Raw genomic sequence first — 25647 nt, forward strand, 5'->3', positions numbered from 1 at the left:
GCCCGGGATATTCGCGCGCGGACCCGGCGGGTGCCCACGTACGATCCACCGCAAGGGCGGGGTCGTAGCACAGAGGTAGTGCGCCTACACAGCATGGAGGAGGACGCCGGTTCGAATCCGGTCGCCCCGCCCCCCTTACTTCACGGCCACGGCCGTGGTCGTGGTCGCGGTTGTCGCCGCCAGCCAGGCACCGGCAGTCGTCAGCGCCGTCGCCGCGGCGGGGAGCGGTAGGCCCAGGAAGCCGTGGAAGACGCCGGGGACCAGGTGAACCGTGCAGTCCACGCCCGCCTCGCCCAGTCGGCGCCCGTACGCCAGTCCCTCGTCGCGCAGGACGTCGCAGTCCGCGAGGACGATCAGGGCGCGGGGCAGCGCCGAGACATCGGGGGCCCGGAGCGGGGAGACGTGCGGGTGGGCCGGGTCGCCGCCGTACTGGTCCCAGTACCAGGCCATGTGGGCCGCCGTGTGGAAGTGGTCCCGCGCGAACTCCGCCACCGAGCCGGACTCCATCGACGCGTCCAGGGGCGGGTAGAAGAGGAGCTGGCCGGCCAGTAGCTCGGGGGCCCGCAGGGCCGTCACGGCCGCCAGGTTGCCCCCGCTGGAGTCCCCCGCGGCGACCAGACGGGCCGGGTCGCAGCCCAGTTCCACGGCCCGCGCGCGGGCCCACAGCAGGACGGTCAGCGCGTCGTCGGGCGCCGCCGGCCAGGGGTGTTCGGGGGCGAGGCGGTAGTCCACGGAGACCACCACCGCGCCCGAGGCGGCCGCCAGACTCCGGCACAGCGCGTCGTGGGTGTCGAGGCCGCACATCACCCAGCCCCCGCCGTGGAGGTAGAGGGCGAGGGGGCGGCCGGTGGCGCCCGGCGCCGGGTCGTAGATCCGGACCGGTACCCCGTCGGCGACCGCGTCCCGTACCGAGTCCAGCTCCGGGCCCCGCGACGGGGAGCCGGCCGCCGCCGCCCGCAGGGCCGCCGGGTCCCCCGGGCCGGGGAAGGCGGCCGCCATCGCATCGCACAGCCGCCGTGCCGCGGGGGAGAGCGAGGAGCCGCTCATTTCGTGGTCATCCCGCCGTCGACGGTGAACTCCGTGCCCGTGATGTACGAGGACGCGTCCGAGCAGAGGAAGAGGACCAGCTCCCCGACCTCCTCGGGCCGTCCCATCCGCCCCAGCGGCACGTGCGACCAGTCCCGGCCCGCGACCGCCTCGGCGACCATCGGGGTGTCGATCGCCCCCGGGTGGACCGAGTTGACCCTGATCCGGTCCCCCGCCAGGTCCAGCGCCGCCGACCTCGTCAGCCCGCGCAGCCCGAACTTGGTCGATCCGTACGCCGCGTGACCGGGGATGCCGACCAGTCCGGCGGTGGAGGAGATGTTGACGATCGAGCCGCCGCCGCCGGTGCGCAGGACCGGGGCCACCGCCTGGATGCCGAGGAAGGGCCCGAGCAGGTTGACCCGTAGCAGCTCTTCGAATCCGGCGGCGCTCTGCTCCTCGACGTGGGCCGTGCGCCACAACGCCGCGTTGTTGACCAGCGCCGAGACCGTGCCGAAGGCGCGTACGGCCTCCCGGACGACCTGCGCCCAGCTCTCGACGTCGGCCACGTCGTGCCGTACGTAGAGCCCCTGGTCGCCCAGTGCGGAGGCGACCGCGCGGCCCTCGTCCTCGCGGATGTCGGTGACGACCACCCGCGCCCCGGCCTCGGCGCACAGCCGGGCCTCGGCCGCGCCCTGGCCGCGGCCGGCGCCGGTGATGACGACGACCTTCCCGTCCAAAGACACCACGGTTCAGCCCTCCAGGGCGCGGAAGTGCGGGATGACGCTCTCGCCCCACTGGCGGATGGTCTCCATGCAGGCCTCCTGCGGGACGGTGCCCATCTGGATCAGGCACATCACCTCGTCGACGCCGATCTCGCGCAGCTGCTCGACGTAGGCGATGGCGCTCTGGGCGTTGCCGTAGGCGTGCTCGGCGTTGTAGGTGCCCGTGTCGACGGGTCGGGCCGGGATGTTCGCCTCGTGGAGCCTGGCGACGAGTTCGCCCCGGCTCTTCTCCAGGGCCGCCACGTGGTCCTCGGCGGTCTCCTCTTCGGAGTAGCCGGTGGGCTCGGGGGCGTTGCCGTACCAGTGGGCGATGGACTCGGCGAAGAAGCGCTGGCCGCGCGTGCCGAGGCGCAGGGCGCGTTCGGCGTCGTCGAGGACGATGGTGGGGCAGAGGGCGGAGAGGTGGTCGTTGACCTCGCTGGAGACGAGGCGGTCGCCGGTGCGGGTGGCGATGGCCTCGTCGTAGACCTTGCGCATCTCGCGGACGTCGTCGGCGCCGGCGAAGCCCATCACCAGTGCTCCGATGCCCAGTTCGGCAGCGAGCTTGAGGGTGTCGTGCTTGGAGCAGGCCATGAAGAGCGGCGGGTGCGGGTCCTGGACGGGGCGGGGCAGGATCGCGCCCGGGCCGATGTCGATGGAGCCGTGCCACTCGAACTTCTCCTCGCGCCAGGCCGAGGAGAAGATCCGCAGGGCCTCTTCCATCTGCGGATAGGTGTCCTCGGGCCTGACCCCGTACATGGACATCTCCTGGCGGGTGGCCCCGCGCCCGGCTCCTATGTCCACGCGGCCGCCGGAGAGCACGTCGAGCATGGCGGCGCGCTCGGCGACGCGTACCGGGTGCTGGTAGCCGAAGGGCATGGTGACCACGCCGTGGCCGATGCGGATCCTCTTGGTCCGGGCGGCGACCCAGGTGAGGAAGATCTCGGAGGCGCTCATGTGGGCGTACTGGGTGAGGGCGTGGTGCTCGACCGCCCAGATCCGGTCGAAGCCCATCTCCTCGGCGAACACGGCCTGTTCGACGCAGTCGTGGATGACCTGGCGTTCGCGTTCGGGGGTCGGGTCGACGAGCTGCGCCTCGAAGATCATCGAGAACTTCACGGTGAACCTCCCAGCCGTGCGAAGGCACGGCATGTGAACGATGTATTTCTAATAGGAATACTTCTAGCAGTTATAGCCTGCCGGAGGAAGAGGTGCCACGAAGAGCGGTCGTAGACTGCGCTGCGTGGCAGAACAGGCGGCAGACGAGACGAACAAGCGCACGCTCCCGGCGACCAGCTGGGCGGTGCTCGGGCTGCTCTCCTTCGGAGAGGAGCTCTCCGGCTACGACCTGAAGAAGTGGTCGGACTGGTCCCTGCGCTTCTTCTACTGGAGCCCGTCCTTCAGCCAGATCTACAGCGAGCTCAAGCGGCTGGAGAAGGCCGGGTACGCCTCCTCCCGGATGGTCGCCCAGGAGACCGGAACCCGCGACAAGCGCGTCTACCGGATCACCGACGAGGGCATGGCCGCCGTACGGGAATGGGCGCGCGAGGCCCCCGTCGACCCGCCGGTGCTCAAGCACGGGCCGATGCTGCGGCTGTGGCTCGGCCACCTGCTGGAGCCGGAGCAGATGCGCGAAGTCCTGTCACAGCACCAGGAGTTCGCGGAGAAGATGCGGCGGCGCGCGGTGGCCGACGCGGACGGGGCGAAGGAGGAGGCGTCCTGGGCGTACCCGACGCTCACCCTCAAGTGGGCGGAGCGGTACTACGCCTCCGAGCGCGACCTCGCCGCCGCCATGCTCGACGACATCGCGGAGCTGGAGAGCCGGCGCGCGGCCGGCCCGGCGGAAGCCGGGACCCCGGATGCGTCCGGCACCTCCGACGCACCCGGCAAGCGCCCGTAGGTGCGCCGGAAGTAGAGCAGCGGCGCGCCCTCGCGGTGCGCGGTCAGGGCCGTGACCCTGCCCAGCGCGATGGCGTGGTCGCCGCCGTCCAGGACGGCCTCCAGATCGCATTCGACGGTGGCCAGGGCCCCGTCGAGCAGCGGCGCCCCGTTGCCGCCGGAACGCCAGGCGACCCCGCCGAACTTGTCCCCGCCCGTGACGGCGAACCGGCGGCACAGGTCCTGCTGGTCGGCGGCCAGGATGTTGACGGCGAAGGCTCCGGCGGCCTGGATCTCGGGCCAGGTGGTGGACGTACGGGCCGGACAGAAGCAGACCAGCGGCGGATCCAGGGACACGGAAGAGAAGGACTGCACGGCCATCCCGGCGGGACGGCCGTCGGCTCGGCGTGCCGTGATGACGGCGACGCCGGTGCAGAAGCTGGAGAGGGCGGACTTCATGTCCGCGGCGAGGGTGAGGGTCGGCATGGTGACCTCCTGATCACGACGTTCCTACTAGGTATATGCCTAACCGAAACACATGTGATTGGATACCGCCCACGCTCGCTCGTCAAGTAGGGAGGGTTAGTGACCAGCCCCCGCCAGACCCCGCACGTGCTCCCACAACTGCCCCCGCACCAGCCCCCGCAACTGCCCCTGCCCCTGCCCCTGCCCGCCACCCTGGCCGGGCTTCCCGGGTACGCCGCCGCCGCGTACGGGGAGCGCGAGGCCCTCGCCGACGGGGAGGTCCGCTGGACCTTCGCCCGCCTCGCCGAGGAAATAGCCGCCTCCGCCCGCGCCGCCCTCGCCCATGGCGTCCGGCCCGGCGACCGGGTCGCGATCTGGGCCCCCAACAGCCGCCACTGGATCACCGCCGCACTCGGCGCGGTGGGTGTCGGCGCCGTCCTCGTCCCGGTCAACACCCGTTACAAGCCCGCCGAAGCCGCCGACATCATCCGGCGCAGCGGCGCCCGCGTGCTCTTCACCGAGCGCGGATTCCTCGGCACCGACTACGCCCGTGACCTGCACGCCTCCGGCGAGGACCTGGGCGCGCTCGCCTCCACGGTGATCCTGCGCGGCGGAGGAGAAATCTCTGAGGGAGACGGCTCCGGCGGCCCCGGTGGCTCCGGCGGCCCCGGTGGCTCCGGCGGCCCCGCCGCCACCGACTGGGGCGCGTACCTGCGTGCCGGGGCGGCCGTCCCCGACGCCGAGCGGGCCGCGCGCGCCGCCGCCGTACGGCCCGGGGACCTCAGCGACATCCTCTACACCTCCGGCACCACCGGCCGCTCCAAGGGGGTCATGACCACCCACGGCCAGACCGTCCGGCTCTACGCCTCCTGGTCCGGGCTCGTCACCCTGCGGCCCGGCGACCGGTACCTGCTGGTCAACCCCTTCTTCCACACCTTCGGTTACAAGGCCGGGGTGCTGGCCTGCCTGCTCCGGGGCGTCACCATGCTCCCCGAGGCCGTCTACGACACCGACCGGATCCTGCACCGCATGGCCGCCGAGCGCGTCACCTGCCTGATGGGGCCCCCGACCGTCTTCCACGGCCTGATCCGCCACCCGGAGCGCGCCGCCCACGACCTGTCCGCGCTGCGCCTGGCCGGCACCGGCGCCGCCTCCGTACCCACCTCCCTCGTGGAGGAGATCCGCACCGAACTGGGCGCCCCCGACGTGTTCACCGCGTACGGTCTCACCGAGTCCGGCGGGGTCGTCTCCGTCTGCCCCACCGACGCCGACGCCCGGACCCTCGCCCACACCGTCGGCCTGCCGCTGCCGGACACCGAGGTACGGATCGCGGGCCCGCTCGGCGAGGTGCTGCCCGCCGGGGAACCGGGCGAGGTGCAGGTCCGCGGCTACCACGTCACCCCCGGCTACCTGGACGATCCGGGGAGCACCGCCGACGCCGTGCTGCCGGGCGGCTGGCTGCGCACCGGGGACATCGGCGTCCTCGACGCGCGCGGCTACCTCGCCATCACCGACCGGCTCAAGGACATGTACGTGGTCGGCGGCTTCAACGCCTATCCGGCGGAGGTGGAGAACGTGCTGCTGACCCACCCGGCCATCACCGACGCGGCGGTGGTCGGAGCCCCCGACGAGCGGCTCGGCGAGATCGGGGTGGCCTACGTGGTCACCACCGGGCCCGTCACCACCGCCGAGCTGACCGCCTGGACCCGGGAGCGGCTGGCCAACTTCAAGGTGCCGCGCAGGTTCACCCGGCTCGACGAACTCCCGCGCAACGCGGGCGGCAAACTGCTGAAGACCGAGCTGCGCCGTGCGGCGCGAGGGGAGTCGGCATGAGCGGCCCCGGTACGCCGGCGCCCGCCCCGGAGCTGACGGAGCTGACGGAGCTGGGCGAACTGCGCGACGCGGTACGGGCGGTCCTCGCCCGGCATCCCGGCCACGCGGCCTGGGCCCCGCTGACGGCCCAGGTGGGCGCGGCCGCGCTGGCGGTGCCCGAGGAGTACGGCGGCCTGGGCTGCGGGACCGCCGAAGTCGCGGTGGTCATGGCGGAGCTGGGGCGCGCGCTGAGCCCCGTACCGTACCTGGGCTCGGCGGTGCTGACCGTGCGGGCACTGCTCGCGGCCGGGGACCGGGAGGCGTGCGAACGGCACCTGCCCGGGCTGGCGGAGGGCTCCGTGGTGGGGGCGCTGGCCTGGGCGGAGGAGGGCGGCTGGGAGGCTCCGGCCCTCTCCACCCGGGCGGTTCCCGCGGGCTCCGACTGGCTGCTGACCGGCGCCAAGCGGTACGTGCTGGCCGGGCCGGCGGAGCCCTCGCTGGTGCTCGCCTTCGCGGTGACCCCCGAGGGCCGGCTCGGCCTCTTCGCACTCGACTCCGCGCCCGCGTCCTTCACCGTACGGTCCACCATGGACACCACCCGGCCCCTCGCGGAGCTGGCCCTGGACCGGACCCCGGCGCGGCTGCTGTCCGCCGACGGCGCGGCCGTCCTCGACCGGGTCCGGGACCTGGCCTGCACGGCTCTCGCCGCCGAGCAGGCGGGGGCGGCGGCGCGGGCCCTGGAGACGACCGTGCGGTACGCGAAGGACCGGGTGCAGTTCGGGCGGCCCATCGGCTCCTTCCAGGCGGTCAAACACCGGCTGGCCGATATGCACACCGCCGTGGAGGGTGCCCGCTCGCTCGCCTTCGCGGCGGCCGCCTCCGACGCCGCCCCGAGCCAGGCCGCCGCGGCGAAGTCGGGGTGTTCGGAGGCCTACGCGTACGTGGCGGGCGAGATGATCCAGCTGCACGGCGGGATCGGCATCACCTGGGAGCACGAGGCGCACGCGTACTTCAAGCGGGCCCACGGCTCGGCCCACCTCTTCGGACCGCCGTCCGCACACCGTGAACGGCTGGCGGCCCGGCTCGGGTTCCTCCCGTCCGGGTGAACGCCGCCCGGGCTCCCGTACCCTCGGGCCCATGACGGGCAGCGCGGTGGACCTCCGGAAGATCGAAGAGAGCGCCCCGGCGCTGGTGAGCCTCTACAAGAGCGCCGGGGTCTCGCTGCGCAAACACGGCATGGAGGGCGGGCGCGCCTGCGTGTACCTGGTCCTGGACTACTCGGGGTCGATGCGCCCGTACTACGAGGACGGCAGCGTGCAGGCCCTCGCGGACCGGGTGCTGGGGCTGTCCGCGCACCTGGACGACGACGCCCGCGTACCCGTCGTGTTCTTCTCCACGGAGGTCGACGCGGTCGAGGAGATCTCCCTCGCCGGCCACGAGGGACGGGTCACCGAGATCGCCGCCGGGCTGGGTCACATGGGCAAGACGGCCTACCACGCGGCCATGGACGCGGTCATCGACCACTACCTGGACTCGGGGTCGGCGGCCCCCGCGCTCGTCGTCTTCCAGACGGACGGCGGGCCCATCAACAAGCTCGCCGCCGAGAGGTACCTGTGCAAGGCGGCCCGGCTGCCGATCTTCTGGCAGTTCGTCGGCTTCGGGAACACCCGCAGCTCGCAGTTCGACTTCCTGCGGCGGCTCGACGAACTGCCGGTCCCGGCCAAGCGGCCCGTGGACAACGCGGGCTACTTCCACGCGGGAACGGACCCGCGGACCGTCACGGACTCGGAGCTCTACGACCGCCTGGTCGCCGAGTTCCCGGAATGGCTGGCGGCGGCCCGCGCGGCGGGCATCGTGCGCGCCTGAACGGCGGTTGTCGGTGCCCCGCGCTTTGATGGAGGTATGACGACGAACAACTGGGCCGTATTCGAGAAGGCGGAACCCGAATTCGCGGCGGCCGTCCAGGCGCGCTTCGCGCAGTTCCCGCACCATGTCCTGGCGACCCTGCGCAAGGACGGATCCCCGCGCGCCACCGGGCTCAACGTGAAAATCCGCGGCGGCGAGCTCTGGTTGGGCATGATGCCGGGTTCGATGAAGGGCAAGGACCTGCGGCGCGATCCGCGCTTCGCCCTGCACACCAACCCGGGCGAGGGCGAGACCATGCCCGACGGGGACGTGCGGATCGCCGGGCGCGCGATCGAGATCGTGGAGCAGCCCGAGCTCCACCGGTACGCGGAGGAGGCGGAGGAGAACGACAGCCCGCACCCCTTCGACCTCTTCCGCGCCGAGCTGACGGAGGTGGTCCACGTCGGGGTCGAGGGCGATGACCTGGTGGTGCGGTCGTGGACCCCGGCGGGCGGGCTGCGCACCATCCGCCGGGGCAATGACGACGAGCCGGCCCGCGAGGACACCCCCGCCTGATCGGCTCGCGCGGGTCGGTTCGGGTGCGGGTCGGCTCAGGTGCCGGTCAGCTCAGGTGCGGGCGGGCCTTCTTGAGGGCCGCGGGGTCGACGTCCACCCAGTTCCGGTCGATGTTGATCGTCACGTCTCCGTACGTGGCGTCGTGGTCGCCCCGGAACTGGTGGGCCCGGCGCGCTCCCGACCACTGCTTGGTGCCGGCGGGCAGTCCGAGGTCGGCGTCGGTGACCGAGGCCGACCCGTTCCAGCGGGCCACCCACAGCACGTCGGGCATGGCGTCCGGGGCCTGGGCGTAATGGGCGCTCAGCGCCTTCGCCCCGGAGCTCGCCGAGACGTAGGCGGCCCCGCGGTAGCCCAGTTCGTGCAGCCGGACCGTCCAGGCGGTGAGGTAGGAGACGACCGGGCCGTCCCAGGTGGCCCGGTCGGTGTAGTTCTCCAGGTCGTTGTAGAGGACCGTGCCCTCGGCCAGACCCAGCGCGGTGGCCGCCTGGGCGGCGCCGTCGGCGGCGGCCGTGCCCTGGTCGGTGGCCTCGGAGGGGTCGGTGGAGAGCCCGGTGGAGGAGCTGTTCCAGGGCTGGGGGCCGACCCAGATCGGCATCAGGTGCCAGCCCGCGGCGGCCTGGCGGGTCACCCAGCCGGCGGTGAGCTGCGGCTGGGCGCAGGCGCGGGCCCGGCCGCCGATGTAGATGCCGACCGCGCCGAAGGGCGAGTCCTCCTTCCAGGCGTTCATGGCCTTCTGGGTGGGGGCGGTGCAGGCGTCGAAGCCCTCGCCGGTGTAGGGGCCCTGGGCGGCGGCACGGGGCCCCGGGCCGGGGGCGACGACCGGCTCGGCGGGGGCCGGACGGGTGGGCGGGGTGAGCGTACGGGCCCGGCCGAGCACTCCTCGTACCGTCTCGGGCGTGGCCCCGTAGGAGACGGTGGCCATCACCCCGGCGCGGCGCAGGGTGTAGCGGATCTCGTTGCTGTCGCCCCGGACCTTGGGCAGGGGTTCGCCCTCGTCCGCGCCGACGGTCGGGATGTCGGCGCGCGGCGGGGCCCCGTCGAGGGGCTCCAGGTGCAGGGTGTCGGCGCGCGGGGCGACGGCGCGGGCCGCTCCGCAGTCGCCCTGGGTACCGGCGTGCCCGAGGTAGAGGGTGGGCAGGTCCAGGCGCAGGCAGGCGTCGGGGTTCCGGTCGAGGTCGACGACCCGCCAGTCGGCGGGGACGGTGAGGTGCAGCCCGCGGTAGTCGACGGGGCGGCCGTCGGCGGGGCGGGCACCGGCGGCACCGGTGGCGGGGCGGGCACCGCCGGCGGGGGGACCGTCCGCGGCTCCGACCGGGACGGGAGCGAGCAGCGCGGCGCCCAGCAGGCAGCTCAACATCATGTGGGAGGGGAGCATGTGACCCACTGTTACCAGAAGGCCGCGGTGTTGACTCAGAGGCACGAGAAGGCGCGGGCCCGCTGTTGACGGGACGGCGGTACGGGGGCGCGGCCGGGCGGCTCTACGGGTCGCGGCCCGGCGGCCGAGGCGGCGGCCGACCGCGTGCGCCCGGCAGCGCCCCGGCCCGTGGTCGGCCTGTGGGTCGGCCGCGGGTCGGCCCGTGGTCGGCCTGTGGGTCGGCCGCGGGTCGGCCCGTGGGTCAGCCCGCTGCCGGGCGGCTCTTGCCGCGCCGCGGCGCGGTGTTGGCGCGGATCTCCTCCGTGGCCGCGCGGAACGCGGGCGCGGCGCGGGCGAAGTAGTCGAAGAGCAGGGCCTGCTGCTCCGGGGAATAGGAGCCGATCACCGCCGCGATGTGCCGGCGGGCGGGGCCGACCACGTCCTCGATGCGGTCCAGCGCGTCCGGTTCGGGTTCCACGATGACCCGGCGCCTGTCGCCCGGGTCGGCGGCCCGGCGGGCGTAGCCGGCCCGTTCGAGGCGGTCGATGAGCCGGGTCGTGGCGCCGGTGGTCAAGCCGGTGCGGGTGGCGAGCTCACCGGACGACAGGCCGCCCTCCAGGGTGATGAGGCTGAGGGCGTACCACTCCGAGGTGTGCAGGCCGGACGCCTCGGCGCTGGCCAGGCCCTGGAGGCCGACGGCGTCCAGGTACTGCCGGAAGATCGTGTGCGCGTCCCGGCCGTCGCCATCCTGGTCGCCGATGCCTGTTGCCATTCCCCGGACCGCCTCCTACATTTATATCTGCACGCATGCAGATACTGCGTTTGCTCAGTATCTGCATCAGTCTAACCAATGGGGAGTGGTCCGTCATGCAGTCCACCAGCGAGTCCGTCACCTCCGTCCAGACCGTGCTGAGCCGCCTCGTCACCGCCTGGGAGAGCCACGACGCCGAGGCCTACGGGGAGCTGTTCACCGAGGACGCCACGTACATCACCTACGTCGGCACCTTCTACCGGGGGCGCCGCGACATCGTGGAGAGCCACCGCACGCTCTTCGCGGGCTTCCTCAAGGGCACCCGGCTGGCCGACGAGATCCTCGACATCCGCTTCCACGGGCCCGGCGTCGCCGTGGTGAACGGCCGCGGGGACACCTACAAGGGCAAGCGCCCGCAGAAGCTCCGCAAGATCCAGACCTACACGCTGGTCCGCGAGGAGGACGGGCAGTGGCGGATCGCCGCCTTCCAGAACACCAAGCGCAAGCCGCTGATGGAGGCCGTGTCCTACCGGTTCGCCCCGGGCCTCGTCCCGGCCGCCGACCGCTGACCCCCGCCCGGACCTCCCCCGCCCGGACCGGTCCCCCACTTCGAACCCGCGGACCGCGGGTCGCGGACCCTCCGAACCGCGGACCGCGGGGCCCCTCCTCCCAGTGGAGGAGCCCCGCGAGCGGCCCGAACGGCCCGGCAGGTGTCCCCTCTTACTCCTGCTGGTCCTGGAAGGCGGGCAGCGCGAAGACGCGCTCCTTGCCCGCCTCGTCCATGAGCTCGACGAGCGGCAGCACCAGTTCCCACAGGTCCTGCTTGTCGACCTCGCGCACGAGTCCTTCGAGTTCCGCGTCGCCCAGCCCGGCGGCGGCGTCGGCCACCACCTTGCGGCCCTCCTCGGGCAGCACCCCGACCAGCGGCAGGAACTCGCCCCACAGCGCGGTGGCCACGACGGCCCGTACCACCCCGGTCAGCACCTCCGGGTCCCGCAGGGAGTCCAGCCGGGCCACGGCGAGCCGGTCGTCCTCCCCGAGCAGCGCGACGAGCGGGAGCAGGGATTCCCACAGCCCCTCGGCGTGCGTCACCCGTACGAGCGAATCGAGTTCGGCCCCGCCGAGGCGGGCGGTGAGTTCGGCGATCCGCAGCCGCTGTTCCCCGCCGACCATCGCGGCGACGCCGAGGGCCTCCTCCCAGAGCCCTTCGGCCGCGGCGGCCCGTACCACCGCGGCGAGCCGGTCGTCGCCCATGAGCTCCAGGATGCGGGGCAGCCGCTCGGGCAGGTCGACGTAGAACCCGGCGCGCAGCACCGCCGCGTCGTCCACCTGGTCCAGGATCCGGCGGAGCACCTGGTCCCTCATGTGCCCGACGAAGCGGCCCATGGTGAGGTGGTCGCGGTTCTCGGCGAGGGTGACGGCGATGCGTACGACGAGCCCTTCGTCGAGCCGGTCGACGATCCCGGCGATCTTCCGGGGGTCCAGGTGCCCGCAGGCCTCGGCCGTGAAGGTGACGGGCAGTTTCGCGATGATGTCGGCGGCCCGCCCGGACTCCAGCCGGCCGGCCACCCCGGCCGCGAGCCGGGGCCCGAGCGCCTTCTGCGAGATGGCGGCCGCGACTCCGGCCGGTACGAGCTTGGTCGCGGCGGCGATCCGGTCGAGCATCTCGGGAGCGCCGTCGTTCAGTACGCCGCTGACCTGCTCCCTGAACGTCCGCACGTCCTCGTCCGGCAGCCCGCGCAGGAAGCCGAGCTCCCCGGCGTCCACGCCGACCAGCCGGGCGATCTTCTCCACTTCGGCGCGGCTCACCGGAACAGCACCTTGCGTACGGCCCCGCGCGCGAGGGCGGGGACCAGCTTGAGCGCTTCCTCGGCGGCCCGGTTCAGCCCTTCGGCCTGGCGGGCCCGTTCGGCCTTCAGCGCCTCGGCGAGCCGCGCGAGCTCCCCGGCGTCCAGCTCCGCGAACGAAGCGGGGGGCCGGGCCCCCGCCAACTCACCGCTCAACCGGCCAATTTCCTCATCGGTACGCACGGGACGACCTCCCACACCAAAGACGACGACGGCTCGCCCAGAGAATGGTCCTGGATTGACTAATAGTCAATACTCGCGGGTAGCCCGGCCGGTGGGGCGGTGCGCACCCCCACGGCGCACCGCCCCACCGGGCGCACCGGCGGCCCCGCCCGGCCGCCTTCCCGCTGACCGCCCCCGGCGGATCAGCAGCTCTTCGCCCCCGGCGGCGGCTTGAACACCGCGTCCAGCACGCGGTCCGCGGAGACGTCGACCAGGGTCCAGTCCAGCGTGGAGTCCGTGGTCGGCAGGCTCAGGTGCTCGGGAAGCTCGCTCTCCGCGAGCTCCTGGCCCACGTAGAGGATGGACAGCGTGCCCCCGCAGCCCGACGGCGCCGGCGGCACGCTCCCCCGGACCAGGCCGTCGTCCGGGCCGACGGCGAGCGTGCGGGTGTCGATCGGGCCGTACGTGAACTTGTAGCCCGCCGAGCTCGACGACTTGGTCATCTCCACCCGGACGTGACTGAGCTTGACGGGCACCGCGTCGCACGGACGCTGGGAGTTGCGCAGGCCGAGCCACACGCCGCTGTCCACCATGAAGAGGGCCGAGGAGTCCGAGGCCGCGGGCCGCTCGCTGCTGCGCAACCCCTTGAGGTAGCCGGTCAGCCCCTTCGTGTCCAGACCGGCCGTGACCGTGCACGGCGTGGTGGGAACGGGGGCCGGGACCGGTGACGGGGTGGGGCTCGGGGTCGGGCTCGGGGTCGAGAGGACGGTCGCCGAGGGGGAGGCGGCGGACGGGGTCGCCGCCGAGGGCGCGGCCCCGCCCGCCCCCAGGGGCAGGCCGGGACCCGAGCCCGCACAGCCGGCCACGACGAACAGCGGGAGGGTCAGGAACGGTACGGCTAACACACGTAATCGGCGCATCAGGCCTCCACGTCAGGCACGGCCGGGATCACTTCCGATGCTGACAGCCCGGCTCCGGCGGCGGCATCCGTAGAACCGCCTACGCATCCCCGGCAACGAATCCGGGTACCGGACATCAGGGGAGGCGCCATGGTGGGCAGGACTCCGCTGGTCGGCCGGGGGGCCGAGCTGGAGAGGCTGGACGAGGCGATCGGGGAAGCGACCGGCGGGCAAGTGACCGGCGGGCACGGCGGATCGCCGGGCGTCGTCGACCTCACGGGCCCGGCGGGCATGGGCAAGAGCAGACTGCTGACCGAGGTGTGCCGAAGGGCCCGGGGCCGCGGCCTGACGGTCCTGCGCGGCCGGGCCACCGAGTACGAACGGCACATCCCCTTCCGGCTGTTCACCGACGCCTTCGCCGACCTGGATCCGGAACTGCTGCGGGAGAAGGGCGCGGACCCGTCGGTGGCCCCCGTCCTGCACGGCGTGGCGGCGGACCCGGGCGCCGGGCGGAGCGCCCCGCTGGACCGGTTCGCCGTGCACCGGGCGGTCGCCCGGCTGCTCACGGAGCTGGCGGAGCGCGGTGACGGTGGTGGTGGTCACGGCGGTGATCGTGGCGGTGATCGTGGCGGTCACGGCGATGGCCCTGGTGGCCGCGGCGATGACCGTGGCCGTCACGGCGATGACCGTGGTGGTCACGGCGATGACCGTGGTGGTCACGGCGGCGGCCTGCTCATCGCCCTCGACGACCTCCACTGGGCCGATCCGGCCTCCCTGGAGCTCCTCGACCACCTCGTGCGCCACCCCCTGCGCGCGCCCGTGACCATCATCGTGGCCCGCCGCGACCGCCAGACCTCCCCGTCCCTCACCGCCGCGCTCACCCGGGGCGTGGACACCGGCGCCGTGCTGCGCCTGGACCTCGGCCCCCTCGCGGAGCGGGCCTGCGTGGAGCACCTCGCCCCGGATCTGCCGCCCGCCCGCGCCGCCCGGCTCTACGCGGCCAGCGAGGGCAATCCGCTCTACTTCCTGACCCTGCTCCAGGGCCAGGGCGACGGGCCCGCCCTGCCGGCGGGGGGCCTGGCCGCGCTGCTGCTCGACGAGTTGACCCCGCTGACGGACACGCAGCGGCGTACCACCGAGGCCGTCGCCGTGCTCGGCGACCACGCCACCGCTCCGCTGCTGGCGCACACGCTCACCGCGTCGGCGCCCGCCCCCGGCCCGCTCGTTCCCGGCCCGCCCGACCCCGGCCCGCTCGATGCGGACCTCGCCGTGCTGGCCGGGCGGGACCTGCTGCGGCGGGGCCCCGGCGGGAGCTGGTCGCTGCGCCATCCCGTGCTGCGGACCGTGGTGCACGAGAACACCGAGCACCGGCGCCGTACCGACATGCACCGGCGGGCCGCCGCCGCGCTGGCCGGTGCGGGCGCGGGTGCCGCCGTACGGGCCCACCACGTCGAGCGGGCGCTGACCGGCTGGGACCCGGAGGCGGCGGCGGTCCTGCTGGAGGCGGCCGGGCAGTCGCAGGCCACCGCCCCCGCGAGCTGCGCGCACTGGCTGGGGGTGGTGCTCCGGGTGCTGCCGGACACCGCGGAGCACGGCGCGCACCGGCGGGAGCTGCTGCTGCGCCGGGCGCGGGCCCTCGGCGTGTGCGGGGAGCTGCGGCAGAGCCGGGACCTGCTCCACGAGCTGATGGCGCGGCCCGGATCCGACGAGGACGGCGGGCTGCGCGCGAGCGCCGCCACCCTGTGCGCCTCGATGGAACGCCATCTCGGGAACTACGCGTCCGCGGTCGCCCTGCTCCGCCGCGAACTGGCCCGCCGGCCCGCACCCCGCCCGGCCGACGCGCTCGCCCTCGGTCTCGAACTCGGCTCGTCGGCACCGCACGCGCTGTCCTACGACGAGGTGCGGGAGGACATACGGCGCACCTTGGACCTGGCCCGGCGGCTGGGCAACGAGCCCGCCGAGGCGGGGGCGCTGACGATCACCGCGCTCGGGGAGACGTACGGGGGCGACCTGGTGACGGCCCGGGCGCTGACCGACCGCGCCGCGGCCCGGGTGGACGCGCTGACCGACCGGGAACTCACGGAGCTGTGCGAGCCGTTGGCCCGGTTGAGCTGGTCGGAGTTCTATCTGGAGCGGTACGCGGACGCGCAGCGGCACGCCGACCGGGGCCTGGCCCTCGCCCGCCGCGTGGGCCCCCTCCACCTCCTCCCGCACCTGCTCCTGTGCAAGGCGATCGTCCACATGAGCACCTGCCGGATGCTCCCGGCGCTGGAGCTCGTCGACGAGGCGGAGTCCATCGCCCGGGGCATCGGCAGCGACGAACTCCTCGCCCTGGTCCTGGCGAACAAGGCCCAGGTGCTCCTCGCGGCCCTGCCCCCGGGCGACAGCAGCCCGCTGGCCGTGGCCGAAGAAGCGGTCGCCCTGTGCAGGGGGCGGAACAGCTGGTGGGCCTCGCTCGCCTGGTGCGTGCTGAGTTACACGGCCCTGCACGCCGGCGATCCCCGGCGGGCCCGGTCCGCGATGCTGCGGGCGGGCGGCGGCCCGGAGCTCGCCCGCCTCCAGCCGACGATGCGTCCGCTGTTCCTCGAAGCCCTGGTCACGGCGGCCGTCACCACCGGCGACCTGGCCGACGCGGAGGCCTGGTCCCGGCTGGCCACGGCGGACGCCGAGCGGCTCGGGCTGCCCGCGCAGCGGGCCTCGGCGCTGCGCAGCGCGGGCCAGCTGCTGGCGGGACGCGGCGAGCCGGGACCGGCGGCGGACCTGTACGCCCTGGCGGCCGAGGAGGCCGGCCGCTCGGGCGCGACCCTCTGGGAGGCCCAGGCCCTGCTGATCGGCTCCTCCTTACGGACCCGGGCCGGCGACCCCGCCGCCGCGGCATCCCTCTGGCACCACGGCCGCCGCCTCGCCGAAACGGGCGGAGCCCGCCTCCTGACGGGCCTGGCGGACCTCTTCCCCCCACCCGCCGCAACGCCGCGCCCCGCTCCCGCTCCCGCTCCCGCTCCCGCTCCCGCTCCCTCCCCCCTCCCCCACCTCACCCCGCGCGAACAGCAGATCGCAGCCCTGGTGGCCGAGGGCCTGACCACCCCGGCCATCGCGGCCCGCCTCTACCTCAGCCCGCGCACGGTCGACACCCACCTGTCGCACATCTTCCGCAAGACGGGCGTCACCACCCGCTCGGCCCTGGCCGCCCTGACGGCCCGGAGCACGGGCTGAAGGAGACCCGGCGAACCGGCCCTGTCAGTGGGTGCGTTTAGCGTGGACGAAGCAGTCGGCACACGTTCACGTACCCAGGGGGGACCATGAAGAAGAGGCACGCGTACAGGACCCGCACGGCGGCGGCGATCGCGGCGACGACCACCACCCTCGTCCTGGCACTGACCGCGGGGGCGGGGCAGGCGGTCGCGGCGGGGGCGGACGAAATCATCGGCTATCCGGGGCCGGACGGAGTGATCTGGCTACCCGAGCAGACCGGCTCGGGCGGCTTCGTCTCGGGCGGCCTCGCGCCGTCGCTGGACACCTTCACCACCTTCGGATGCGAAGGCGGCGGCAGCATCGAGGTGACCTTCCACCTCAACGAACTCCCGGACCGTGACCCGGCACCCTTCACCCTGGACTGCCCCGAGGGCTCCCCGGCCCGCGTCACGGTCCCCCTCGGCAGCGGCCTCCACGGCGGCTTCGGCGCCGCGGTGACGGCCTCGTCCCCGTCCATACGCTGGGGCGCCACGGTCGTCCAGCCCGAGTAGCTCACCGGGTCACGACGCCGCCCACCGCTCACTACGCCGAGGAGGCGGCGGGCACCCGCACCATGTGCACGTCGACGGGATCCTCCCCCTCCACCACGAACCCGTACCGCTCGTAGAGCCCCCGGACGGCACTCCCCCGCAACACGGTCAGCCGTACCTCCACGCCCTCCGCGTCGGCCCGCGCCAGCACCTCACACAGCACCCGCGACCCGATCCCCCGCCCCTGGTGGCGCGGATCCAGATACAGGTGCTCCACCTTGAGCCCGCCCCCGTAAGGCCGCACGGTCAGGGACCCGACGATGTCCTCCCCCATCACGATGACCGAGGAGTACACCTCCGAGAACTCGTCCCGCAGCCGCTGCCGCACCCGCACCTCGTCGTACCGCCCCAGCCGCTCCAGGTCGTCGCGCATCACGACGGCCTTCAACTCGGCGACGACCTCGACCTCCCCCACCCGCGGGGCCCTCAACTCCACATCCATACCAGCAGTATCTCCAGCCCCCGAAACGCCACAACGCCCGCCACCCCCGAACGACGGGCCGCGCGCACCGAAGCGCCGGTCCGGCCGGAACACTGCTGCCGGGACAAGGACATACGTCCCCTAACGTGGGAGCGGCAGGGCCGATCGGAGCGCAGGAGGCAGTGTGAGCGGGACCGGATGGACCAGTACCTCGATGCCCTACCTGACTCCACGCGCCGCCGGGGACACGGACGCATGGACCGAGGAGGCCTTGGCGGCGGGCCACCGGGGCGGCCAGCGCATCCTGCACGCCGGCGAGACCGACGCCCCCTCCACGGTGGCCCGCATGCTCGGCCTGCCGGACGGAGCGGCCGTGACCGTCCGCCGCAGGATCATCGAACGTGACGGAACGCCCACCGAACTGACCGACACCTACTACCCCGCGGACATCGCAGCAGGCACACCGCTGGCCGGAACCGCGAAGATCCGCGGCGGCGCGGTGACACTGCTCGCCGCGCTCGGACACATCGGCGTACGGGCCGTCGAGAACGTGACGGCGAGGATGCCCGACGCCGACGAGCGGACACAGCTGCACCTCAGCGCGGACCAGCCGGTACTCCAACTCGCACGCACCACCTACGACTCCACGGACCGGCCGATCCAGGCGGACATCATGGTCATGCCCGCCGAGCGCCAGCAGTTGCAGTACGAGATCAGGATCGGATGACCGATCCCCCCGAAACGCCACAACGCCCGCCATCCCTGGTCGGGGACATGGCGGGCGCGGTGTCAGAGTTCCGTACACCGTTGTACGGACCGTATGAGGGGTCCTCCCGGAGGAGGGGTCCCCTCCCCCGGAGGGGAGGGGTACCGCGGGTTACACGGTGATGGAGCGGTCCGTCGGCTTGACGGGGTACGGGAGGGCGCTGGAGCCGGTCAGGAAGCGGTCCACGCCGCGGGCGGCCGAGCGGCCTTCCGCGATGGCCCAGACGATCAGCGACTGGCCGCGGCCGGCGTCGCCGGCGACGAAGACGCCGTCGACGTTGGTCGCGTAGGAGGCGTCGCGCTCGATGTTGCCGCGCGCGTCCATCGCCAGGCCGAACTGGGCGGTCAGGCCGTTCTCCTGGTCCGTGCCGGTGAAGCCCATCGCCAGGGTGACCAGCTGCGCGGGGAGGACGCGCTCGGTGCCGGGCTTCTGGACCAGCTTGCCTTCTTCGAAGGCGACCTCGACCAGGTGGAGTTCCTGGACGTTGCCGTCCTCGTCGCCCACGAAGTGGGTGGTCGAGACGGAGTAGATCCGCTCGCCGCCCTCCTCGTGCGCGGAGGTGACCTTGTACAGCATGGGGAAGGTCGGCCACGGCTGACCGGTCGGGCGGTCCTCCGACGGGCGGGGCATGATCTCCAGCTGGGTGACGGAGGCCGCGCCCTGGCGGTGGGCGGTGCCCACGCAGTCCGCGCCGGTGTCGCCGCCGCCGATGACGACCACGTGCTTGCCCTCGGCCGTGATGGGGGGCGCCATGAAGTCGCCCTCCTGGACCTTGTTCGCGAGGGGCAGGTACTCCATCGCGAAGTGGATGCCATTGAGGTCGCGGCCCGGGACCGGCAGGTCGCGGGAGACGGTCGCGCCCGCCGCGATGACCACCGCGTCGAACCGCTTGCGCAGGTCCGTGGCGGTGACGTCGCGGCCGATCTCCACACCGGTACGGAACTTGGTGCCCTCCGCGCGCATCTGCTCGATGCGGCGGTTGATGTGCACCTTCTCCATCTTGAACTCGGGGATGCCGTAGCGGAGCAGGCCGCCGATGCGGTCCGCGCGCTCGTACACCACCACGGTGTGGCCGGCCCGGGTCAGCTGCTGGGCCGCGGCCAGGCCCGCGGGGCCCGAGCCGATGACGGCCGCCGTCTTGCCGGACAGCCGCTCGGGCGGCTGCGGGGTGACGTCGCCGTTGTCCCACGCCTTGTCGATGATCGAGACTTCGACGTTCTTGATGGTGACGGCCGGCTGGTTGATGCCGAGCACGCACGCCGACTCGCAGGGAGCCGGGCACAGCCGCCCGGTGAACTCCGGGAAGTTGTTCGTCGCGTGCAGACGCTCCGAAGCCGCGGTCCAGTCCTCGCGGTACGCGAAGTCGTTCCACTCCGGGATCAGGTTCCCGAGCGGGCAGCCGTTGTGGCAGAACGGGATGCCGCAGTCCATGCAGCGGCCGGCCTGCTTGCTGATGATCGGGAGCAGCGAGCCCGGAACGTAGACCTCGTTCCAGTCCTGGAGGCGCTCGGCCACCGGACGGGTGCAGGCGGTCTCGCGCGGGGTGGTGAGGAAGCCCTTCGGGTCAGCCATTGGTCGCCGCCTCCATCATCTTCTCCGTGGTCTCGGACTCCGAGAGTCCGGCGAGCTCAGCGGCGTCCTTGGCGGCGAGCACTGCCTTGTACGTGGTCGGGATGATCTTGCTGAAGCGGGCCGCCGAGGCGGTCCAGTCAGCCAGGAGCTTCGCGGCCACGGTCGAGCCGGTCTCCTCCTCGTGGCGGCGCACCACATCGTGCAGCCACTCGGCGTCGGACTCGGAGAGGGCTTCGACCGCGCCCGCGTTGCCGACGTTGACGTTGTTCACGTCGAGGTCGATGACGTACGCGACGCCGCCCGACATGCCGGCCGCGAAGTTGCGGCCCGTCTCGCCGAGGACGACCGCGTTGCCGCCGGTCATGTACTCGCAGCCGTGGTCGCCCACGCCTTCCGAGACGACCAGGGCGCCGGAGTTGCGGACGCAGAAGCGCTCGCCGGTGCGGCCGCGCAGGAACATCTCGCCGCCGGTGGCCCCGTAGCCGATGGTGTTGCCGGCGATGGTGGAGTACTCCGCCAGGTGGTCGGCGCCGCGGTCCGGGCGGACCACGACACGGCCGCCGGAGAGGCCCTTGCCGACGTAGTCGTTGGCGTCGCCCTCCAGGCGCAGGGTCACGCCGCGGGGCAGGAAGGCCCCGAAGGACTGGCCGGCGCTACCGGTGAAGGTCAGGTCGATGGTGTTGTCGGGCAGGCCCGCGCCACCGAACTTCTTGGTGACCTGGTGGCCGAGCATGGTGCCGACGGTCCGGTTGATGTTGCGGATCGCGACCTGGGCGCGGACCGGCTGGGCGGTCTCGGCGGAGTCGGCGTTCAGCGCCTCGGCGGCGAGCTCGATGAGCTCGTTGTCGAGGGCCTTCTCCAGACCGTGGTCCTGCTCGATCAGGGCGTGGCGGACCGCGCCCTCGGGCAGCTCCGGCACGTAGAAGAGCGGCTCCAGGTCGAGACCCTGCGCCTTCCAGTGCGTGACGGCCTTGCTGGTGTCGAGGAGCTCGGCGTGACCGACGGCCTCCTCGATGGTGCGGAAGCCCAGCTCGGCGAGGAGCTCGCGCACCTCCTCCGCGATGAACTCGAAGAAGTTGACGACGAACTCGGGCTTGCCGGAGAAGCGGTCGCGCAGGACCGGGTTCTGGGTGGCGATGCCGACCGGGCAGGTGTCCAGGTGGCAGACGCGCATCATGACGCAGCCGGAGACGACGAGCGGCGCGGTCGCGAAACCGAACTCCTCGGCGCCGAGCAGCGCGGCGATGATGACGTCGCGGCCGGTCTTGAGCTGGCCGTCCGTCTGGACCACGATGCGGTCGCGCAGCCCGTTGAGCAGCAGGGTCTGCTGGGTTTCGGCGAGGCCGAGCTCCCAGGGACCGCCCGCGTGCTTCAGCGAGGTGAGCGGGGACGCGCCCGTACCGCCGTCGTGGCCGGAGATGAGGACGACGTCCGCGTGGGCCTTGGAGACGCCCGCGGCGACGGTGCCGACACCGACCTCGGAAACCAGCTTCACGTGGATGCGTGCGGCCGGGTTCGCGTTCTTGAGGTCGTGGATCAGCTGAGCCAGGTCCTCGATGGAGTAGATGTCGTGGTGCGGCGGCGGGGAGATCAGGCCGACACCCGGGGTGGAGTGCCGGGTCTTGGCGACCCACGGGTAGACCTTGTGGCCGGGCAGCTGGCCGCCCTCGCCGGGCTTGGCACCCTGCGCCATCTTGATCTGGATGTCGTCCGCGTTGACCAGGTACTCGCTCGTGACACCGAAGCGGCCGGAGGCGACCTGCTTGATGGAGGAGCGGCGCGCCGGGTCGTACAGGCGGTCGGGGTCCTCGCCGCCCTCACCGGTGTTGGACTTGGCGCCCAACTGGTTCATGGCGATGGCGAGGGTTTCGTGGGCTTCCTTGGAGATGGAGCCGTACGACATGGCGCCGGTGGAGAAGCGCTTGACGATGTCGGCGACCGACTCGACCTCGTCGATGGAGATCGACGGGCGCGCCTCCGTGTTGAAGCCGAACAGGCCGCGGAGCGTCATGAGGCGCTCGGACTGCTCGTTCACCCGGTCCGTGTACTGCTTGAAGATGTCGTACCGGCGGTTGCGGGTGGCGTGCTGGAGGCGGAAGACCGTGTCCGGGTCGAACAGGTGCGGCTCGCCCTCACGGCGCCACTGGTACTCGCCGCCGATCTCCAGCGCGCGGTGCGTGGCCGCGATGCCGGAGACGGGGTACGCCTTGGCGTGGCGCGCGGCCACCTCCTTGGCGATGACTTCGAGGCCCGCGCCGCCGATCTTGGTGGCGGTGCCCTCGAAGTACGCCTGGACGAACTCCTCGTTCAGGCCGACGGCCTCGAAGACCTGTGCGCCGCGGTAGGAGGCGACGGTGGAGATGCCCATCTTGGACATGACCTTCAGGACGCCCTTGCCGAGCGCGTAGATCAGGTTCTTGATGGCCTGCTCCGGCTCCAGGCCGGACAGGAAGGTACCGGCGCGCAGGAGGTCCTCGACGGACTCCATGGCGAGGTACGGGTTGACGGCCGCGGCACCGTAGCCGATGAGCAGCGCGACGTGGTGGACCTCGCGCACGTCGCCGGCCTCGACCAGCAGACCCACCTGGGTGCGCTGCTTGGTGGCGATGAGGTGGTGGTGCACGGCCGAGGTGAGCAGCAGCGACGGGATCGGCGCGTGCTCGGCGTCGGAGTGACGGTCCGAGAGGACGATCAGGTGCGCGCCGTTCTCGATGGCCGCGTCGACCTCGCCGCGGATCTCCTCGAGGCGGGCGGCCAGCGCCTCGCCACCGCCCGAGACCCGGTAGAGGCCCGAGAGGGTGGCGGCCTTCATGCCCGGCATGTCGCCGTCGGCGTTGACGTGTATCAGCTTGGCGAGCTCGTCGTTGTCGATCACCGGGAACGGCAGCGTGACGCTGCGGCAGGACGCGGCGGTCGGCTCCAGCAGGTTGCCCTGCGGGCCGAGCGAGGACAGCAGCGAGGTGACGAGCTCCTCGCGGATGGCGTCCAGCGGCGGGTTGGTGACCTGCGCGAAGAGCTGCGTGAAGTAGTCGAAGAGCAGCCGGGGGCGCTCGGACAGGGCGGCGATCGGGGAGTCCGTACCCATGGAGCCGAGCGGCTCGCCGGCGGTACGGGCCATCGGCGCCAGGATGACGCGCAGCTCTTCCTCGGTGTAGCCGAAGGTCTGCTGGCGGCGGGTGACCGAGGCGTGGGTGTGGACGATGTGCTCGCGCTCGGGGAGGTCCTCGAGCTCGATCTCGCCGGTCTCCAGCCACTCCTCGTAGGGGTGCTCGGCGGCCAGCGCGTCCTTGATCTCGTCGTCTTCGATGATCCGCTTCTGGGCGGTGTCGACGAGGAACATCTTGCCGGGCTGCAGGCGGCCCTTGCGGACGACCTTGGCCGGGTCGATGTCCAGGACGCCGACCTCGGAGGAGAGCACGACGAAGTCGTCGTCGGTGACCCAGTAGCGGCCGGGGCGCAGACCGTTGCGGTCGAGGACCGCGCCGACCTGGGTGCCGTCGGTGAAGGTGACGCAGGCGGGGCCGTCCCACGGCTCCATCTGCGTGGAGTGGTACTTGTAGAACGCGCGGCGGGCCGGGGCCATGGAGGTGTGGTTCTCCCACGCCTCCGGGATCATCATCAGCACGCTGTGCGGGAGGGAGCGGCCGCCGAGGTGGAGCAGCTCCAGGACCTCGTCGAAGGAGGCGGAGTCGGAGGCGTCCGGGGTGCAGATCGGGAAGATCCGCTCGAGGGCGCCCTCGCCGAAGAGGCCGGAGGCCAGCTGGGACTCGCGGGCCCGCATCCAGTTCCGGTTGCCCTTGACCGTGTTGATCTCGCCGTTGTGGGCGACGAAGCGGTACGGGTGGGCGAGCGGCCAGGACGGGAAGGTGTTCGTCGAGAACCGGGAGTGGACCAGCGCGATCGCCGAGGCGAAGCGGCGGTCGGAGAGGTCCGGGAAGAAGGGCTCGAGCTGGCCGGTGGTCAGCATGCCCTTGTAGACGATGGTGCGCGCGGAGAGCGACGGGAAGTAGACCCCGGCCTCGCGCTCGGCGCGCTTGCGCAGCACGAAGGCCTTGCGGTCCAGCTCGATGCCGCTCGTCCCGTTGCTGACGAACAGCTGCGAGAAGGCCGGCATGGTGGCGCGGGCGCCGTTGCCGAGCAGGTCCGGGGTGACCGGGACCTCGCGCCAGCCGAGAACCGTCAGGTTCTCCTCGGCGGCGATGGCCTCGATCTGCTCCACGGCGACGGCCTGTGCGGTGCCGTCGGCGGGGAGGAAGGCGATGCCGACGGCGTACGCGCCGGCCTCGGGAAGGTCGAATCCGGCCGCCTCGCGCAGGAACGCGTCCGGAACCTGGGAGAGGATGCCGGCGCCGTCGCCGGAGTCGGGCTCGGAGCCGGTGGCGCCTCGGTGCTCGAGGTTCCGCAATACGGTCAGCGCCTGCTCGACCAGCGTGTGGCTGGCCTCGCCGGTGAGGTTGGCCACAAAGCCGACGCCACAGGCGTCGTGCTCGTTGCGCGGGTCGTACATGCCCTGCTGGGCGGGGCGACCGTCCATGGGCGACCAGGCGGTGTTGCTGAGGCCGGTCGCGGAGTGCGTGGATGCGGAACGCATCGGCTCTCCCGTCGTCGTCGTGGCATATGTGCATAGCCGAGGGACGACGTTGGCCCTCTGCGAAATTTCGTGCAGATTACATGATGACGACAATCCCGAGAAGCGGATATGGCGTTCCACCATGCGGACACCGCACGAGGCAGACAAGAGGGGACTTTCGCAGGTGCCTGATGATCTGGACACGGGGCGAAGGTCCCGTGCGGGGCGGGCCTCATTGCCCGGCGCCCTGAGTCTGATGCCCGGCGGACACGGTATCGAAACCGCCGAGTAACGAACTACTTATGCTGTGTACTGCATAGTGTCTCACTCCCTGCCGGGTCAGCCTACGGCTCCGCCGATCCAGGTTCCCAGGATGTACGTCACACCCGCCGCCGCGCCACCCAGGACGAGCTGGCGCAGTCCGCTGTACCACCAGGACCGGGCCGTGACCCGGGAGACCACCGCGCCGCAGGCGAAGAGCCCCAGCAGTGCCATCAGCACCGCGGGCCACAGGGTCGTGGCGCCGAGCAGGTACGGAAGCAGCGGGATCATCGCGCCCAGCGCGAAGGAGGCGAAGGAGGACACGGCGGCGACCATCGGCGAGGGCAGGTCGTCGGGGTCGATCCCCAGCTCCTCGCGGGCGTGGATCTCCAGCGCCTGCTCCGGGTCGCGGGACATCTGCATGGCCACCTCGCGGGCCAGCGCCGGCTCGACACCGCGTGACACGTAGAGCTCGGCCAGCTCCTCCATCTCGTCGACGGGGTGCTTGCGCAACTGCTGGCGCTCTATCTCCAGTTCCGCCAGGACGAGCTCGCGCTGCGAGGCGACCGAGGTGTACTCGCCCGCCGCCATCGACAGTGCGCCCGCGGCGAGACCGGCCAGGCCGGTGACCACGATGACGTGCGGGGCGACGGCGCCGCCCGCGACACCGGTCATCAGGGCCAGGTTGGAGACGAGCCCGTCCATCGCACCGAACACGGCCGGGCGCAGCCAGCCACCGTTGACGTCCAGGTGGGTGTGGTTGTCGCGGTGGGCGGTGTGGAGCGGTGCTTCGAAATCGATGATGGACATGACGATGTCTCCCCTTTTGTACGAGTGGGTACGCAGAGGCGCGCCGCGCACGACACGCAGGCACCCACTCCCCCTGAACACCTCGAAAC

At 72.6% G+C, this 25647-nt stretch carries 21 protein-coding genes, 1 tRNA gene and 1 pseudogene; 10 read left to right on the forward strand and 13 right to left on the reverse strand.

The features are described 5' to 3' along the window. Window positions 1-56 precede the first annotated feature (56 nt). Window positions 57-131, forward strand: a tRNA-Ala gene (locus tag OHU74_RS09035). A gap of 4 nt (window positions 132-135) precedes the next feature. On the opposite strand, the gene OHU74_RS09040 is transcribed toward OHU74_RS09035, so the two are convergent. From OHU74_RS09040 to OHU74_RS09050, 3 genes are read right to left on the reverse strand one after another with little or no spacing between them, the layout of a single operon-like run. Next, on the reverse strand, window positions 136-1047 hold the full coding sequence (locus OHU74_RS09040; protein ID WP_371615407.1) for an alpha/beta hydrolase: 912 nt from the start codon (window positions 1045-1047) through the stop codon (window positions 136-138). Further along, complete coding sequence (locus tag OHU74_RS09045) at window positions 1044-1772, reverse strand: SDR family NAD(P)-dependent oxidoreductase (RefSeq protein ID WP_371615408.1); 729 nt, start codon at window positions 1770-1772, stop codon at window positions 1044-1046. The genes OHU74_RS09040 and OHU74_RS09045 overlap by 4 nt, the downstream gene beginning before the upstream one ends. 3 nt (window positions 1773-1775) lie before the next feature. After that, on the reverse strand, window positions 1776-2906 hold the full coding sequence (locus tag OHU74_RS09050; protein WP_371615409.1) for an LLM class flavin-dependent oxidoreductase: 1131 nt from the start codon (window positions 2904-2906) through the stop codon (window positions 1776-1778). A gap of 124 nt (window positions 2907-3030) precedes the next feature. Between OHU74_RS09050 and OHU74_RS09055 the strand changes: the two genes are divergently transcribed. Next, window positions 3031-3687, forward strand: coding sequence for a helix-turn-helix transcriptional regulator (locus tag OHU74_RS09055; RefSeq protein ID WP_371615410.1), 657 nt, complete (start codon window positions 3031-3033; stop codon window positions 3685-3687). Between the two features lie 47 nt (window positions 3688-3734). On the opposite strand, the pseudogene OHU74_RS09060 reads toward OHU74_RS09055, so the two are convergent. Further along, window positions 3735-4151 (reverse strand): annotated as a pseudogene (locus OHU74_RS09060) (flavin reductase family protein); the annotation flags it as partial. A 168-nt stretch (window positions 4152-4319) separates the two neighbouring features. Here OHU74_RS09060 and OHU74_RS09065 point away from each other — a divergent pair. The 4 genes from OHU74_RS09065 to OHU74_RS09080 are packed head-to-tail and all read left to right on the forward strand — an operon-like array spanning window position 4320 to window position 8363. Beyond that, window positions 4320-5963: an AMP-binding protein gene (locus tag OHU74_RS09065; protein ID WP_371619618.1), complete on the forward strand. Its 1644-nt coding sequence runs from the start codon at window positions 4320-4322 to the stop codon at window positions 5961-5963. Continuing rightward, window positions 5960-7048, forward strand: a complete 1089-nt coding sequence (locus OHU74_RS09070) for an acyl-CoA dehydrogenase family protein (protein WP_371615411.1) — start codon at window positions 5960-5962, stop codon at window positions 7046-7048. The genes OHU74_RS09065 and OHU74_RS09070 overlap by 4 nt, the downstream gene beginning before the upstream one ends. A gap of 31 nt (window positions 7049-7079) precedes the next feature. After that, the gene (locus tag OHU74_RS09075; protein WP_371615412.1) at window positions 7080-7808 is read left to right on the forward strand and encodes a VWA domain-containing protein; all 729 of its coding nucleotides are present in this window, start codon (window positions 7080-7082) and stop codon (window positions 7806-7808) included. A 36-nt stretch (window positions 7809-7844) separates the two neighbouring features. After that, window positions 7845-8363 carry a pyridoxamine 5'-phosphate oxidase family protein gene (locus tag OHU74_RS09080; protein WP_371615413.1) on the forward strand — a complete coding sequence of 173 codons (519 nt, stop codon included), beginning with the start codon at window positions 7845-7847 and terminating at the stop codon, window positions 8361-8363. Between the two features lie 46 nt (window positions 8364-8409). On the opposite strand, the gene OHU74_RS09085 is transcribed toward OHU74_RS09080, so the two are convergent. Both OHU74_RS09085 and OHU74_RS09090 read right to left on the reverse strand, forming a co-directional pair. Continuing rightward, entirely contained in the window at window positions 8410-9738 is a 1329-nt protein-coding gene (locus OHU74_RS09085) for a glycoside hydrolase domain-containing protein (protein ID WP_371615414.1), read from the reverse strand. Window positions 9739-9979: 241 nt separating this feature from the next. Next, window positions 9980-10489: a MarR family winged helix-turn-helix transcriptional regulator gene (locus OHU74_RS09090; RefSeq protein WP_371615415.1), complete on the reverse strand. Its 510-nt coding sequence runs from the start codon at window positions 10487-10489 to the stop codon at window positions 9980-9982. Between the two features lie 95 nt (window positions 10490-10584). Here OHU74_RS09090 and OHU74_RS09095 point away from each other — a divergent pair, with 95 nt between their 5' ends. Then, a complete protein-coding gene (locus OHU74_RS09095; RefSeq protein WP_371615416.1) occupies window positions 10585-11037 on the forward strand; it encodes an SgcJ/EcaC family oxidoreductase in 453 nt (150 codons plus the stop codon). Between the two features lie 151 nt (window positions 11038-11188). Here the strand turns inward: OHU74_RS09095 and OHU74_RS09100 are convergent, their stop codons facing one another. From OHU74_RS09100 to OHU74_RS09110, 3 genes are all read right to left on the reverse strand, one after another. Continuing rightward, the gene (locus tag OHU74_RS09100) at window positions 11189-12277 is read right to left on the reverse strand and encodes a hypothetical protein (protein ID WP_371615417.1); all 1089 of its coding nucleotides are present in this window, start codon (window positions 12275-12277) and stop codon (window positions 11189-11191) included. Further along, on the reverse strand, window positions 12274-12471 hold the full coding sequence (locus OHU74_RS09105) for a hypothetical protein (RefSeq protein WP_371615418.1): 198 nt from the start codon (window positions 12469-12471) through the stop codon (window positions 12274-12276). The genes OHU74_RS09100 and OHU74_RS09105 overlap by 4 nt, the downstream gene beginning before the upstream one ends. 209 nt (window positions 12472-12680) lie before the next feature. After that, on the reverse strand, window positions 12681-13397 hold the full coding sequence (locus tag OHU74_RS09110; protein WP_371615419.1) for a hypothetical protein: 717 nt from the start codon (window positions 13395-13397) through the stop codon (window positions 12681-12683). A gap of 129 nt (window positions 13398-13526) precedes the next feature. Between OHU74_RS09110 and OHU74_RS09115 the strand changes: the two genes are divergently transcribed. Then, the gene (locus OHU74_RS09115; protein WP_371615420.1) at window positions 13527-16589 is read left to right on the forward strand and encodes an AAA family ATPase; all 3063 of its coding nucleotides are present in this window, start codon (window positions 13527-13529) and stop codon (window positions 16587-16589) included. A gap of 86 nt (window positions 16590-16675) precedes the next feature. Next, window positions 16676-17119 carry a hypothetical protein gene (locus OHU74_RS09120; RefSeq protein ID WP_371615421.1) on the forward strand — a complete coding sequence of 148 codons (444 nt, stop codon included), beginning with the start codon at window positions 16676-16678 and terminating at the stop codon, window positions 17117-17119. A gap of 31 nt (window positions 17120-17150) precedes the next feature. On the opposite strand, the gene OHU74_RS09125 is transcribed toward OHU74_RS09120, so the two are convergent. Continuing rightward, window positions 17151-17600, reverse strand: a complete 450-nt coding sequence (locus OHU74_RS09125) for a GNAT family N-acetyltransferase (protein ID WP_371615422.1) — start codon at window positions 17598-17600, stop codon at window positions 17151-17153. A 163-nt stretch (window positions 17601-17763) separates the two neighbouring features. Between OHU74_RS09125 and OHU74_RS09130 the strand changes: the two genes are divergently transcribed. Continuing rightward, window positions 17764-18306, forward strand: coding sequence for a GntR family transcriptional regulator (locus tag OHU74_RS09130; RefSeq protein ID WP_371615423.1), 543 nt, complete (start codon window positions 17764-17766; stop codon window positions 18304-18306). Between the two features lie 150 nt (window positions 18307-18456). Here the strand turns inward: OHU74_RS09130 and OHU74_RS09135 are convergent, their stop codons facing one another. The 3 genes from OHU74_RS09135 to OHU74_RS09145 form a co-directional block, all read right to left on the reverse strand. Next, window positions 18457-19917: a glutamate synthase subunit beta gene (locus tag OHU74_RS09135; RefSeq protein WP_371615424.1), complete on the reverse strand. Its 1461-nt coding sequence runs from the start codon at window positions 19915-19917 to the stop codon at window positions 18457-18459. Next, complete coding sequence (gene gltB / locus OHU74_RS09140; RefSeq protein ID WP_371619619.1) at window positions 19910-24451, reverse strand: glutamate synthase large subunit; 4542 nt, start codon at window positions 24449-24451, stop codon at window positions 19910-19912. Before gltB ends, OHU74_RS09135 begins: the two co-directional genes overlap by 8 nt. A gap of 375 nt (window positions 24452-24826) precedes the next feature. Next, window positions 24827-25558 carry a VIT1/CCC1 transporter family protein gene (locus OHU74_RS09145; protein WP_371615425.1) on the reverse strand — a complete coding sequence of 244 codons (732 nt, stop codon included), beginning with the start codon at window positions 25556-25558 and terminating at the stop codon, window positions 24827-24829. Window positions 25559-25647: the final 89 nt, after the last annotated feature.

This window comes from Streptomyces sp. NBC_00454, from assembly GCF_041434015.1.
In the GTDB taxonomy this organism is placed as follows: Bacteria; Actinomycetota; Actinomycetes; order Streptomycetales; family Streptomycetaceae; genus Streptomyces.